The sequence below is a fragment of the Mucilaginibacter phenanthrenivorans genome, from assembly GCF_024721155.1.
Taxonomy (GTDB): Bacteria; Bacteroidota; Bacteroidia; order Sphingobacteriales; family Sphingobacteriaceae; genus Mucilaginibacter; species Mucilaginibacter phenanthrenivorans.
On the sequence record NZ_JAHVAP010000013.1, the window covers coordinates 59,480 to 73,818 of the forward strand.

Sequence of the window (14,339 nt, forward strand, 5' to 3'; positions counted from 1 at the left end):
ATTTAGGCAGTGCGGGAGAGATGTATATCCATTATGTTACATTTTTAGTTAAGCCGAATTGTCAATCCGCAAGACCATATTACACTGCTTATTCATGATTATTAAATCATCGATAGACATAGAGATTAAAACGATTAATCAAAAAACAAGAAACTGACTAAATCTATATTTAACAAAATAGAAATTAGAGGCTATTTTAATAGTGGACTTGAATTTATAGAGTGTAAGCCTTTCGGTTATATAAAAAGCAACAATGAACGTATAATAATCTGGGCCGACCAAGAAGTATTGCAAAAACGGTTCTGGCAGTTAATGCAGCGTTATAGGTTTGTGATTTATAGATAGTTAAGCATGGGTATTATTCTAAATATTATTTGTTATTAATATTTTTTTATGGATATTAGTATCATCTAATCATCCCTTATCCAACAAACATGACCCCAAAACGAAAAAAACCAGTTTTGACCAGTTTAATCCAACTGTTCACCCGCAAAACATTAAAAGAATTATCCGAAACAAGCTTTTTAAAATCTCATCAATATAATTGGGGGGTAGACCGTATTGTTTCTATCGTAAATAAGGATACAAGTGTAAAATCTCAGATAGGAAATACTTGCACTGGTTATTCCACTATTGCAGCATTAGAAAACAAACTTGGCGGCACAATCGATCTTTCTGAAAATTCATTGTGGAGTTTTTATCAAGCCTACAGTTTAGAAAAAGCAATTGGAGCAGCCGAAGCTAATCTTATTTTAGAAAATAGATATTGGCCAGAACATCAGAATCACCCTACAGCTGGTACGGAAAATAAAGGGAGATTTCAACTTAAAACCTGCGTTAAGCTTGATCGGGACTATTCCAAGGTATTAAATGCAATTGACAATGGAAATCCTTGCGTCGTCGCTCTTAACACCCCCAAAGATTTAGCTAAATATTATCCGCAAGTTGAAGCAACATCGGCTCTTTATCTTAGAAAAGGACATGCGCTATGTGTATCAGGATATAAAGTAGAAAATGGAAAAGGGTATTTTCTTGTCAAAAACTCTTGGGGGCCAGACATCGGCTTACATGGTTATCAATATATTGCATTTGCTGTTTACGATGTTAATGGATATATTATATTTTGGGAAGTTGACGATGTGTACGACAAAGGAGAGCAAAAACGGTAGCGTAAAATTCACAAAAATTACGCCTTTGAAAGATTGATGAGCGTAACAGGGATTGAACCTGTGACGTCTTCCATGTCAATGAGCGAAAATTCTATAAGATAGGCGCTCAAACGGTTGAAGTGTTAAAAGATTTTCAACTTCTTTTTCCTTGTCACTTAGTGTAGAACAATTAGCTAACAATTGACTGAATGTGTCAACCATTAGGCAAGAGTAAACCGTACTTTGATAAAAGTTTTCAATGGATCCGAATTTTAGATGGATTACTTTCTTATCTATACCTACATCTAATTTATTTTTATCGAATTCCTGAACTTTATGAAACATTTCATCAAACGTTTTGGCATAATTCTGAATCTCGGGAAATGCTTTTCCTTGTTCCAACGATTTTGAGATTATGTAGTTTAATAGTATAGAGTAGTTTCGTTGTATATTTTTCATAAACATGTCCCTCTGTTCAACAATTGTTTATACTGCAAATAATAAATACAAGTCAAATTACAAAATCACCTTTTGCGAATAATTTTATTATACGAGTGACTATTTATGCAATCAATATATAAATTTCTATCCAGTTCGTCAGTTATATTTTCTGAAATAATTTTAATGGCCGTTGCCAGGTCTTTTGCTTTGTAATACAATCCAGCTAATGTATAATAAAACATGTTCTTTTCTATATAGTTGCTCTCCATTTTTGAGAATGCTGGATTTTTAACAAAATTTAACATAAAATTTATCCCTGCTTTGGTGCGCTTAAACTTTTTGCTGTTTTCATCTTTGCCATCCAAAAAATAACTTGTTCCCACATCAATGACTGTATTAACCATTCTGTCATAATATTCACTACTATTTTCGTTGTTTAATCGCTCTAACAATTTGACCCCTTTTCTTTGCGCCTTTCGATATTCTGAAGTGTTAATCAAGTCATTTACCTCTCTGTACATAACATTAAACGAGATAAAATGTGTGTATAAAATTTTCTCCATCTCCACATAGGAAAGAATAATACTTGCTACAATAACAAGTATGCTCGTCAAGAGATGATCCAAGATAAAACCCGAATAGATACCGAGAATTATTATCGTATACCACCAGGCAAAAAAGAAACTAAAATAATTTTCTTTAAATATTTTCGTATTTGGAAGACTTTTACGCCCCCTCAAGAGAATTCCTTTAAAAAAAATAATGAACATATAAAACCATAGTAAACATGCTAAAAGGTAACAAATTTTTAACGGGTACATTCCTTTCGGCGTTATTTCGCTAAAAACGCTAATGGTTTTATCTGTACCAATTCTGACTAGAATTGAAATCAGTGCGAAGCCTTCTATCAATACAAATTCGTGGCCAGATGTTTTTAATTTCGTCATATATTGCGGCCCTACTAACCCTTCGTCTTGAAATTCGTCATCCTCGGCGTGATGATTATGTTCTTTAGAATCAGAAGCTGACGTAAACACGAAAAGTGCTATTGGGAAAAAACAATACTCCACTACTAGGAAGAAAAACTCTGATAAAGTTTTCATGAGTTGCTTTTGATTAAAAATTCATAGATAGTAGAAAATAAAAGCCTTGATGGAGTAATCAAAGAATATTTTTTTATGTGAGTCGCCTTAAGTTTAGCACAAAGGCGCTTGGCCTCGTTTGTCCCGTCACCTGTAAAAGCAATAAGGCCTACTTTTTTATTTAACTTCCGAATTTCTTTCATTAGTACGATGCCAAGTCTTGATTCCAAGCTCTGCCGCTTGGCATTTTCATCTAAATCCAGGTCAATGACGAGCAAATCAACTGCTGGATTCTCCTTAAACAGTTTAAATGCATAATTTTTTGTTGCGGCGGATAGAACTATTATACTAATTCCTGGCATCGTTTCCAGCTTACTTGATATGTAATTACGATAACTTAAGGAATCATCAACGACAATAATTAAAAAGGTCCTATTTATTTCTTCCATGAAACTCTAAATTCTGTTTTAGGCCCGTCGGCACTAACTGTAATGTTGGCGCTAATGATATCGGCAAATTTTTTTGCGTAATAAAGTCCTATTCCTTGACCTTTGATCGGATTATCGCTTGCTTCAAACTCAGGATCAATGGGACATCTGTATCCCAATTTAAATATGTCTTTGATGTTTTCTTTCAGTATCTTTTTTCCCCAATTCGTAATGATGTACCCTATTTCATTTGCCTCAATGAAACACGTAACTTTAATGTGGCCATCAGATTCTTTTTCGTAATATTGACTATAATCAGGGACAAGTTGTTGTCGCTGCGCTGGATGATAGCTATACTTTAGTGCATTTCTCATCAAATACATAAAGAGTCCTAAAAAAATCTCATCATTTTGATGGATTTCATAATCGCCGATGCTATCGTTCCAATTTTTTACAATTTGTATTTTGAATCTTTTATTCGCATATTCCTTAAATATTGAAATATAACCCTCAATTTCATTTACAAATTTGTATGGAATAGACAATTTGGGAAATTTTAGGTTTCTATCGACGTCGTTTGTAATCGTCAATAATTTAAATCTTGAATCTATAAACTCCATAAGTCGCATAAATTCCTTTGGGCGACTGGTACGTGAATTACGTAGCTCCGTAAGAATTTGGCCTACGCGAATAGTTTGTTCGTATGGCGGAAGATCGAGCAATTCGTCTATTTCGACTATCAAAGTATTAGCTTTTTCAAAAGCAAGTTGGACTGGTGTTTCCAATTCATGATAAATCGTAGAAAGCAAATCAGCTTTTTTATTCAGGAGTTCGCCTTGTTTTATAAACAATTCTGAGCCTAGCCTATTTATTTGTGGGTATACTATATCTAAATCCTTTGTGATTATTGGCCTGAATTTAGTATTAGCAAAAGTAATATAGCTCTCATCAATTCCTGGTATTTTAACAATTAGAAAAAAATTTAATTTTAACTCCTCCAAGCTATATAAAAGGTCTTTTTTAAAAAAATTTTTAAGTATCGCCAAACTATTTTCACTTATTGCGTTTATTTCAGCCGTACTAACAAGTGCTTTAGAAAAATACAATTTCGCGACGTTCTCAATCCTTGACGAGGAAACTTCAAATTGAAACGCAATTATTTCGTTATCGCTACTCTTTTTTTCAAAATCCCTAAGATTAAAAAGCTTCTTCAGTTGCATTTTACCTTCAATAAAATGATCATGCTCGCTAATTCGAGCGACATACTTATCGACATAATTTGTCCAACCTAAAAAGTGAGAACGGCCATCTTTTAATTCACTGCCCCTAATAATACATGCTTTACAGTTAATCGCATCACTAAGCATGTCAGCATATTCACTAAATTTCGGAGGCTTACTTTTATTGTTCTTCCTTAACTCATAACTTCCATAGTCATTTTCAATATGTAACGCAATCATATCGGCGATTTCATGGAATCCATTTTTCTCAAAGTGATTGGGAAAATGATTAAAAAGGTATTTAGGAAACTCTTTGGTTTCAGATGATGGGGGTATATTAACGTGAGCTATGAATCTAATAATTCCTATAAATCGTTTACTTACATATAGTGGTATCGCGTAATAAGAATATTCACCCCCAATTTTTACAAATAATTCATCCTCGTAAACGCGGTTTAATATCTTATTCTGGTGCTCAATTTCATACGAATAAGCAAATTTGTCATGTTTATTCTTTTCGTCAATGGCATTAATTACTAGGTCATGGAAATAGCGCCCTGACATGGTATCGGGGTTTTCTAAGGAATATACATCTTTCCTTGCAATAGTCGCCTTGTAATTTAAGTATTGAGTATAGACTTCATTCGTAAATCCTTGTTGAATTTTTTCGAAAACCTCAGCAGTCATGATTTGATTTACTTCGCCATGAAACACTTCTGTTTTGAAATACGGATAGGCATTAAAGTCGGTATAACTGCAATTCACTAAATCATTTAATTCATAGTTGAAGGCAAAATATTCAAACAATGAAATGTTTTTTAAAATTACCTCAGATACTATTGATTTTTCATTGAAAACCGCAGCAGCAAGTTCTGGATTCAAATAATGTCCAAAATTAATCAAAGCATCTTCCTTACTTTCATAAAGCAAGATTGACATGGCTGATACACCTGGAAACGTATCCGATATTAGGCGACAAACACAATCGTTCTTGAGCTTAAATCTCAAATTCGAAAAATAGACATGTGCAATTTTTTTGCTCAGCCGATAAAAATCATGCGTTGATTGATTTTGGTCTAGTTCTGCCATAAAGATTCAGGATTTATAAATATATTAATTTATTTTTTTAATAATCAATGCTTTATAAATTTATTTTTTAATAAACGTAGCGTAGCATGTATTGCTCTTATGAACCAGAATGTTTTGGTGCCTAATGATCACAAATAAATAAGTCTTATTTCGTATTATCCTTTGTGGCTGAATATAGGTGGAACCAATTTTGAAATTTCCACTTCTTGACTAATTAAATGATTGAAAAGATGGTGCTGCCGAACAGGAATGAACTGTCGACCTCTCCCTTACCGAACTGTAGCGTCAACCATCATAAGTAGATATGAATGCTTTAGGGAATAGCGACGAATTATTTTACTGCAATTTTGCTTCGACGGTTAAATCTATTGGCTCTCATTTTAGCCGCCGTAATTAAAGCCGTTTCAAAAGTATTATATTCCTCTGCATCGGACAACGATAAAGGCATCGTTTTAATATCGGGATAATTTTTTAACACGGTCAAAAAATCAAAAGCCTTGTTTAGCGGTATATCTAAAATTAATTTCATTTGCTCCCCCCATTTTTCTTTGTGTAAATCATACCAGAAATTCAATTAAATTGTCAAATGAGAAGTTGATTTTTTCGGTGGCTGTTATTATAATTTAATAGAAGACGATGTTACTTAACTGATGATTGGGGGCACATTTGGGGGCATGACCCTTCAGATTTAACCCAATAAATCACCGAAAAACAACTAATTAGAGGCGTAAAATGGAATCCTGCTCAAAGATTGGTTTAAGATTTATTGTGTAAAAGGCAAGTAGTTTTCCTAATACAATTTTCCTTCAATACAAGAACCGATATTGCCTACGATTTCATCGGGCAAGATAGTTCCTTGCATCGTATACCAGCCAAATTCGAAGTCATTTTCTATTTCAGCCTTAAAATTTCCATTAAATTAAATTTTGTAGGATGTGGGTGCCATGACCGCTTCGCAGAATAGCAGTTTGCTGGCATAAACAAGTTGAAAACCGAGTATTGGAACATCCCACTCCATATTCAAATATAAAGGTTTGAGCGATACGGGAACTATTCAATCTTAACAGCGACTCGCGTTAAGGATAACAACATCTGTTCGTAGCATAAGCTATGCGTCGTAAGTAATACCTCGGCTCTAAGGGGACGCCATACCTACAAACTATCCTGGCGGTTACTTCGGTTATAAGCTGCTGTCTTGAATTAAAAGATAATGTGTAGTATGGTAGGCGATGAAAAAAATCGATTTTGGATTTTACATTCTAGACACCGACGGAAATCCTAAAAAGGTCGATGACACCGTTGAATGGAAAAAATGGTATAAAAAAATAGAAAATAGACGTGTCTTAACAACAACAATCGGGAATATCCGAATCTCTACTGTTTTCCTTGCATTAGATTTCAGTCAGTCTGATCGCAACTCCACAAAAGAACAACTACCAATCTTATATGAAACCGCGATGTTTGATGGCCCGGTCGAGATAGAAATATTCCGCTGGAAAACAAAGGCCAAGGCGATAGAAGGGCATAAAAAAATCATAGCGAAAATTGAGCAAAAATAGCTGAGATTTCAGGAATCCCGTTCTTACTAACTGAATTCGGGCAAACTCTAACCCCGTAATTATTCATTTTTGCATTAATGGAATTTGACTCATATTAACTTTTATGGTGGAACATAGGTGGAACCATTCTTGAATATTGAAACAAGCAAATAATTAAATACTTGAAATAATGGTGCTGTTGAGCAGGATTGAACTGCCGACCTCTCCCTTACCAATTTGGTGGCAGTGCTTTTAATAGCCTTAACCAAGCATTACCCAAACCATTATTTTCTTGTTTTAAATAGATTTTGTGGTAAAGTCCCTTAACCAGAAAACAACGTGCATTAACAGCAGTGGTGGAACATAGGTGGAACTGAATTCGAGGTATGCGTGAATATGGAATTTACACCTTTTGTAAAAGAAGCGTTAGATAAGTTAGAACCCAAAGAAAAAAGATACCATATTGCCGATCCTAAAACCGCTGGTCTTAAACTGGCCATTTACCCTGGCGGAGCCAAGACATTTTTCTTGGACAGGAAAGTAAAAGGCAAGCACCAAAAAATTAAAATTGGCAGTTATAGCCGCTTGTCAATTGAAAACGCTAGAAAGCGCGCTAAAGATTTAAATGCCCAGATCGAATTAGGTAACGACCCTCATAAAGAAAAAATTGAGGCGAGAAACGCTATGACTGTTCGGGAACTTTACGAACACTACTATAAAGGTCATGCGATAAAGCTTACAAAACGACCTGAAGAGAATAGAAAAACGTTTGAAAAACATATTTTACCGATTTGGGGAAGCCGTAAGGCTCACGAAATAACGCAACAGGACGCTCGTAATTTACACGCGGCGATTGGTCAGAAAGAAAGCAGGTATTCTAAGCCTGATCTCAAAAAAAAGAGTCATGGGTCAGCCAATAGGATATTTACTATTGTCAGCGCTGTATTCAATTTCGGCATTAAGGAAGGTCATGTAAATGGCAGTAACCCGTGTGTAGGCTTAAAAAAGAATCCCGCCGTTAGTCGGGATCGTTTCTTTGACCTTGGTGAACTTAAATTATTCTTTTCTGCCCTAAACGCAGAAAATAAAACGGTGGCCGATTTATTTAAAACCTTCCTTTATACTGGCGCACGAAAGTCAAATGTTTTAAAAATGGAATACACCGCTTTGAATTTTGACTTTCGACGCTGGCGGCTACCTGAAACACAGACGAAAAACAGAGAGGTTAATGTTGTTTCCTTGTCAGACCCAGCTTATAAAATTCTCATTACAAGGGCAGCATTCAACGAATTCTACAAGTCGCCATCGAGATACGTTTTTCCGGGAGAAGGAAAAGATGGTTATTTTAGAGACCCAAAAAAAGCTTTTACCCGCATAAAAACAAGAATGAATGTTTTCGACATTCGGATACATGATTTAAGACGGACATTTGGAAGCTATATGGCTATTACCAATGCAAGTATGCCAATCATTGGAAAAGCTTTAAATCACAAGAGCCAGGTTTCGACAGGGATTTATGCGAGACTTTCAAATGATCCCGTTTTGGCTGCAATCAATACGGCCACGGATTTGATTAATGACCAGAAAACAAAGTCATGGCCAAGGACGTAACACAGGCAGCAACTGTATTTTGACTATTAATTTAAATTTACAGCCATTAGATCTGCGTCCGTTGCCAGGTCAATGACGTGGTGAACCAAGGAAGCATCAATCAAAGATAGCACGTAGTCATAGTCGATTGGCAGCATATCCTGTTTCAACAGAACTTCATCAATATAATATTCTGAATTCCAAAGTTTTCGGGTTAACTCGGGATGAAGTGGGTTCAGTCGTGCAAAAACAGTTTCAAAGACTTTCTCGGCGGCTTCGACAAACGCAGCGCGATCTTTCGGTTTTAAGGGAAGCGCGGAAATTAATCGGTTTACAGGTGGCGTTTGATTTGATTGTGCTTTAATTTCGCTATTCGGGTTTAGTCGATAATCCTGAACAAAGCTTTCATGGCCATCAACATTAGCAAACACCTGTTTGAAAATCTCTAGCCTAAGTTTGGGACTAAGAAATATGTTGGTGTCTAATTGAGCGCTCGTAATGTAGTCTTCCCATTCCTCGACACTAACTTTATGCTGGTTATCAAATAAAAGCTTTGCAAGTTCCAGCTCAATTTCAGAAGCTTTTAACATCTCTGTCCATTTGCTAAATCCAGCCAATTGAGCAATGACGTGTTGGGCGTTCATCAAGCTAAAATCATCTTCATCTATATTGAAGTCCAGTACAATGCCATCCACATCGAAATATTTCGGATTGTATGTATACAATTGACCGTCCAATACTGAATCGGAGTAAGGCGTTTGGGTTTTGTAATCTTTAAAAAGATTTTTTGCTTGGAGTTTGAAGTAGTCGATAGCTTTCATAATACATACCTTTTGTGGCCAAATTCATTATCTAATAGTATTAGCGTTCGTAATCTTGGTTAGATAATAAGCTTGGCAGGTTTGCATTATTAATCTATTGGCTGATGAAATCTTTGCACGAACGAGCGGGCTTGCCAATGAGCACAAACAATTATAATCATAAAATTAGAAAAATCAAGAATTAACTGCAAAAATGTCAATCAACTGTAACGACTTTCAATAAGAAAACCGATATCGTCGACAATTTCTTGCGGTAGAATCGGTCAGTTATTTACATCCCATCTATATTCAAAATCATTTTGAATCTCTACTTTATAAACTCCGTTGAAGTATATTTTATACGATTTGGGTCGCATGATTGCCCCGCAAACAATCTGTGGCCGATATAAGGAGATAAAATATGTTACCAGGATTCCAGCCAAAAATGGACGCCGACTACAGCCAAAGACACCCATTCCGCCCAAAATAGCGTCAGCCAAGGTGCAAATTTGGCAAAATGCAACGCAAGGACAACGACGGTCAATACGGACATTGTGATGTTCGATTTAGGCCATCGTTTTGTGTGGAAAAAACCGGTGGCTAACGCGTTGCCCACGAAGAAGATGCCGGCAAAACTAAAATGAACAATAGTATGTTCGCGCCACGGAAAACATACGACGCCTAAAAGGGACAAACCAATTCCAATATTATACCATTTTCCTGTTGAATCTTTTGAGTTATCTTCTTTTTTGAAATAAATAAAGCCATTTACTATAAAGAGCATTGCCGCAATTCCAAGCAACATCCCAAAAACATAATTATGGCACATGTAAACGTAATCGCTGATACTCCCCCGTGGCCCAGGTAAATGACCATCGCGATCCCTATCGTCTGTCAGATAGAGTATGATGGGAATGAATACGCAGAATAAGGCCAGAAATCGTTCAAACAGTTTAAAAATGGCTAAAGGATCATCAAAGTAATGACGAACTTGTAAAGAAAATTTCTTGGGCATGTGATGTTGTTTAGTTAAATCTAATATAGTAAATTAGCATTAATTACCAAACCTTTTCTACAATGTTTAAACGACTTATCACCTGTACTGATGGCACTTGGAACAAACCGGCAGAGCGTGATGCTGAAGGCCACATTTTGTATTCGAATGTATGCTACCTCTATGATGCGATTGCACCAAAAGATAAAAATGGCATTGAACAACTGAAGGTGTACGACACAGGCGTAGGGTCAAGTTATCGTATATGGGACAAGGTAACCGGCGGTTTGACAGGTGCCGGCCTGGATGAGAAAATCAAAGATTGCTATACATTTTTAATGCTCAATTATGCGCCTGGCGATCATATTTACTTATTTGGTTTCAGTCGCGGAGCGTACACAGCACGCAGTTTAGCCGGGTTTATCCGTTGTTGCGGCATTTTACGGCCTGACTATATTCACCTGGTCGATAAAGCCTATGACCTTTACCGAAACAGGAATGATTACACTGAGCCTGAAAGTGACTTAATGCGTTCATTTCGTCAAAACTATTGTTTTGAAAATGTCACGAGAATAAAATTTGTCGGCGTTTGGGATACCGTAGGTGCGCTTGGAATACCGCTTCACCTATGGCAAATGTATAACAAGGCAAAATATAAATTTCATGATACAACGCTGAGTTCGACAATTGATTACGCTTATCATGCGCTGGCCATTGACGAACATCGGTCGAATTTCGCTCCCGAGCTTTGGGCGGTTAGTGATAATAAAAAGCACGGGGCGACAATTGACCTAGAGCAACGCTGGTTTTCTGGAGTCCATAGCGACATAGGCGGCGGTTATCCTGAAACCGGTTTAAGCAACCATGCTTTACACTGGATGGCCGAAAAAGCTGAAGCTTGTGGTTTGCATTTTGAAACGTCGAAACTGAAAGAACATAAATCGCACATAATGGACAAGGCACATAAATCCTTCACCTTCCCTTACTGGTTTAGCGGCTGGCTTCTGCGACCGATAAATCCCTTGCAAAAAGATTGTCAAACAATCGACGAATCGGTTTTTACTCGCATCCGTGAGATTAAAAACTATAGACCAAAGAACATTATTCCTAATATTTTTAAACTCTGACCTATGAACAAAAAAATGAGAGATGATCTGCTAAAGTCATTTAACGATCAATTCGCCACTAATCAAAACCACGGACAATTACTATTCATTCAGTTTCTATCCGCCATACTTGTGGTTTTGATCGGCTATGGCTACATCTACGCAAACACATCGCCCGAGGCTAAGATTTGGGTCACTATGCGCGATCCCAAATCGACAAAGGATATTGTAAGCTATGCAGTTACGCATCTTTTCGGCGCGTTGCTCATTAGTGAATTAATTTTGACACTTTTGGCAACGGTTGTTCTCAATATCGGTTATAGTTTCCGACGAGATCAGTTGGTTATCTATAAGTTGCGAAAAGCAACATTAGGCGAAGAATATAAAGACATGTTTGGCACAATGTCTTTTAACCCGTCCGGGCAAAACTTTTGGGATTTTCTCCCGGAATTCAACCGAATGTTCATTTTTGGCATCGCAACGTTACAAACTTTGCTGTTGATATCATTTTTCATCTTCACTTATCATTCTGTCTGCTGGACAGCATGGGCAATTTGGTGTCGAATTTTGGTTTGCCTAATAGCCCTCTTGCCTGGGTTATGGACGTGTTGGCTTTATAGCAACTATTATAAAAAGTATTATTGGATCATGTCCGATTCAACAGTTCACTATTCCAAGGTTAGCAAAGCAGAAAGGCTTAAAAAAAGAGAGTATTAACTTGACATCATAATGCGCATTGAGTCTTTGGAGTTTTTTTCACCGAATCAATTCCATTCTTGAGTGCCTCAAAATATCCGAGAAGTCAAAGGTGCCATTATTTTAACATGTTTAAAAAAAAATCAAAAAGATAGCGGGCATACGTTAAGAAGACAAATACTGACCGTGTTTATAATCGCGCTGAATTTTTAGCGCACAACGAACTTGAAATGATTCAAGCTTGGCAGATAATATAGGTAAGATAAAGCGAACGTGAAATTTATTGTTTAGCCCAAATTCATATTCGTAATCCGTAGGAATATAGCGGCAATACGATACACATTAAAGTGGACGGATCAGGAACCGGAAAAGGTTTTGTCACCCTATAACGGTCAGTACGGTTCTATCTTGTTTTCTACGACAATACTGGACAATAGATAATTATTAATTCAACATATGAAACAACCCACCAGTCGAGTAGTTTTTCAAGGTAGTTTCAATTTTGAGACAAAACAACCCTATAATTTCAACAGATTCGTTACTAACTTCGACGTATTCTTCACCCCTGATTCATTTCTAACGCCTTCGGAGTCATTATTAACCACTATGCCCTCTTTGTTAACCAAAAAATGGGATGGATAGCTGTGGAATTCAAAAACATTATTCATAACAGCTACTTCATCCTTTGAAAGATTAACGAATGTCGCGTCTATCCCGAATTTGTTTTTTATTGCTAACATTCTCTCAATGGATGTGTACGTTGAAAAAAACACAAATTTTATCGGCTTACCACTAAACGAAGAAATAAATTGTTTATAGTTTGGAAATTCCTGCATGCATGGCCCACACCATTCCCCCCAAAAATCGACATAGATATTGCTGCCTTTAAATTTGACGAATGAGTCGGCCAGGCGATGCTTTAAAGTATCATGGATTGCGGAATGATTTATACGATCAATAATAGAGTATTTTTTAAATCCTGCATCATTTTGTAATTTCTTCTCTGTTAACAGGTCTTTTAAAACTTTTTGCTCGACGGTGGAATTAAATCTCTCCCAAACAACATTCCCAGACCTGGCGGCAAGAGCATTGTCGGGATAAATATCGTAGTATAATAACTCCCTGCATATTCCGGAAGAAATATCATCAATTGCATTTAGAATTAATGGATACAAATTATATCCGTTTTCTTTTAAAACGGAATTATATTGGGGATTAAGTGAATATATAATCCCGTGGTCGGAGGCAAGCATTTGCAGGAAATCATAATAGGCTGAATTGTGTAAAGCCGAATATTTGACAATCGGAATCGGTGCTATCAACTTTAAAAGATTGTCTGTTGAGATACTTTTATTAAGTTTTCCAAAAAAAGGATATAACAAAATATCCTTTCCCGCATTGTAAGTAAGGCTGTTTCTTTCCCAATTTATAAATGTTGTGTCCTGTATTTTTTCCTGCTTTATATAGTTTTCTAAAAAGCCCAATTCTTCTTTTAACCTTTCCAATCTTTTGGCGGCATATAAACTATCAGATTGGGTTTTGTCGGATAAATCAGCTTTCCGCTCAAATTTGTGTGAGTAAAATGCGGATTGAAAAGCCAATATTTGATAATTAACTGCGGAAAGTTGACCCTCAACTGCAATGGCATTTTTATAATCATTCCCCTCTGTGGCCTTTTCGTTATCTACATTTATAATAACTTTCTCCTTACCATTTAAAAATAGATTTACCAAGGCATCAGCAAACCCAAATTCTATATCACCTCCAAACGACTGGAATATAGAAAAGCGATAGGTGCCATCTCTGTTAAGCTGATATGATTTTATTTTTTTTTCTCCGTTAATTCCATATGTTGAGATCTTTATAAAATTATCGGATTGTCCTGGTTTATATCCTAAAACCTTGCCTGTTATCTCAACGCTGTCTTTCGGTTTTAAAAAAATGTCGACTGCAAATTCGCCCCCGTATTTAGCCTGCGCGAAAGAGATCAGTGGTAAAAAATATATTGGAAGAAGTTTTAAACATTTAAATGTTTTCATATCTGACAAGATTAGGTCCGTTTCAAAAAATCCAAAATACTCATTTAATTTAAATGACGAAACAATAAAGCAATATAGTTGCTATCCGGTTTTAGGAAACCGTCCGTTTACGTAGCAGAATAACTACAATATTTCTTAAATCATTTTGACATTTGACTGATATTTTTT

The 14,339-nt window shown here is 36.2% G+C and carries 13 protein-coding genes; 5 read left to right on the forward strand and 8 right to left on the reverse strand.

Going from position 1 to position 14,339, the window contains the following annotated elements; all coding sequences use genetic code 11:
• Window positions 1-434: 434 nt before the first annotated feature.
• On the forward strand, window positions 435-1,169 hold the full coding sequence (locus tag KXD93_RS25595) for a C1 family peptidase (protein ID WP_258140375.1): 735 nt from the start codon (window positions 435-437) through the stop codon (window positions 1,167-1,169).
• A 75-nt stretch (window positions 1,170-1,244) separates the two neighbouring features.
• Here the strand turns inward: KXD93_RS25595 and KXD93_RS25600 are convergent, their stop codons facing one another.
• The 5 genes from KXD93_RS25600 to KXD93_RS25620 all read right to left on the reverse strand — a co-directional run bounded on the left by KXD93_RS25600 (window position 1,245) and on the right by KXD93_RS25620 (window position 5,937).
• Window positions 1,245-1,550 carry a hypothetical protein gene (locus tag KXD93_RS25600; protein ID WP_258140376.1) on the reverse strand — a complete coding sequence of 102 codons (306 nt, stop codon included), beginning with the start codon at window positions 1,548-1,550 and terminating at the stop codon, window positions 1,245-1,247.
• 122 nt (window positions 1,551-1,672) lie between these two features.
• Entirely contained in the window at window positions 1,673-2,692 is a 1,020-nt protein-coding gene (locus KXD93_RS25605) for a hypothetical protein (protein WP_258140377.1), read from the reverse strand.
• Complete coding sequence (locus KXD93_RS25610; RefSeq protein ID WP_258140378.1) at window positions 2,689-3,120, reverse strand: hypothetical protein; 432 nt, start codon at window positions 3,118-3,120, stop codon at window positions 2,689-2,691. The genes KXD93_RS25605 and KXD93_RS25610 overlap by 4 nt, the downstream gene beginning before the upstream one ends.
• On the reverse strand, window positions 3,108-5,408 hold the full coding sequence (locus KXD93_RS25615; RefSeq protein WP_258140379.1) for a histidine kinase: 2,301 nt from the start codon (window positions 5,406-5,408) through the stop codon (window positions 3,108-3,110). Before KXD93_RS25615 ends, KXD93_RS25610 begins: the two co-directional genes overlap by 13 nt.
• Before the next feature lie 331 nt (window positions 5,409-5,739).
• Window positions 5,740-5,937 carry a hypothetical protein gene (locus tag KXD93_RS25620; RefSeq protein ID WP_258140380.1) on the reverse strand — a complete coding sequence of 66 codons (198 nt, stop codon included), beginning with the start codon at window positions 5,935-5,937 and terminating at the stop codon, window positions 5,740-5,742.
• Window positions 5,938-6,637: 700 nt separating this feature from the next.
• On the opposite strand from KXD93_RS25620, the gene KXD93_RS25625 reads away from it, so the two are divergent.
• Together KXD93_RS25625 and KXD93_RS25630 are read left to right on the forward strand one after the other, a co-directional pair.
• Complete coding sequence (locus KXD93_RS25625) at window positions 6,638-6,967, forward strand: hypothetical protein (protein WP_258140381.1); 330 nt, start codon at window positions 6,638-6,640, stop codon at window positions 6,965-6,967.
• A 375-nt stretch (window positions 6,968-7,342) separates the two neighbouring features.
• Window positions 7,343-8,557, forward strand: a complete 1,215-nt coding sequence (locus KXD93_RS25630) for a tyrosine-type recombinase/integrase (RefSeq protein ID WP_258140382.1) — start codon at window positions 7,343-7,345, stop codon at window positions 8,555-8,557.
• A gap of 26 nt (window positions 8,558-8,583) precedes the next feature.
• On the opposite strand, the gene KXD93_RS25635 is transcribed toward KXD93_RS25630, so the two are convergent.
• Together KXD93_RS25635 and KXD93_RS25640 are read right to left on the reverse strand one after the other, a co-directional pair.
• Window positions 8,584-9,357, reverse strand: a complete 774-nt coding sequence (locus KXD93_RS25635) for a hypothetical protein (protein ID WP_258140383.1) — start codon at window positions 9,355-9,357, stop codon at window positions 8,584-8,586.
• Between the two features lie 403 nt (window positions 9,358-9,760).
• Entirely contained in the window at window positions 9,761-10,351 is a 591-nt protein-coding gene (locus KXD93_RS25640; protein WP_258140384.1) for a DUF7103 family protein, read from the reverse strand.
• A gap of 62 nt (window positions 10,352-10,413) precedes the next feature.
• Between KXD93_RS25640 and KXD93_RS25645 the strand changes: the two genes are divergently transcribed.
• Together KXD93_RS25645 and KXD93_RS25650 are read left to right on the forward strand one after the other, a co-directional pair.
• Complete coding sequence (locus tag KXD93_RS25645) at window positions 10,414-11,457, forward strand: T6SS phospholipase effector Tle1-like catalytic domain-containing protein (protein WP_258140385.1); 1,044 nt, start codon at window positions 10,414-10,416, stop codon at window positions 11,455-11,457.
• A gap of 15 nt (window positions 11,458-11,472) precedes the next feature.
• Window positions 11,473-12,153: a hypothetical protein gene (locus KXD93_RS25650; RefSeq protein ID WP_258140386.1), complete on the forward strand. Its 681-nt coding sequence runs from the start codon at window positions 11,473-11,475 to the stop codon at window positions 12,151-12,153.
• A 497-nt stretch (window positions 12,154-12,650) separates the two neighbouring features.
• Here the strand turns inward: KXD93_RS25650 and KXD93_RS25655 are convergent, their stop codons facing one another.
• Window positions 12,651-14,171 (reverse strand): TlpA family protein disulfide reductase, encoded by a 1,521-nt coding sequence (locus KXD93_RS25655; RefSeq protein ID WP_258140387.1) that lies wholly within the window; start codon window positions 14,169-14,171, stop codon window positions 12,651-12,653.
• Window positions 14,172-14,339 lie beyond the last annotated feature (168 nt).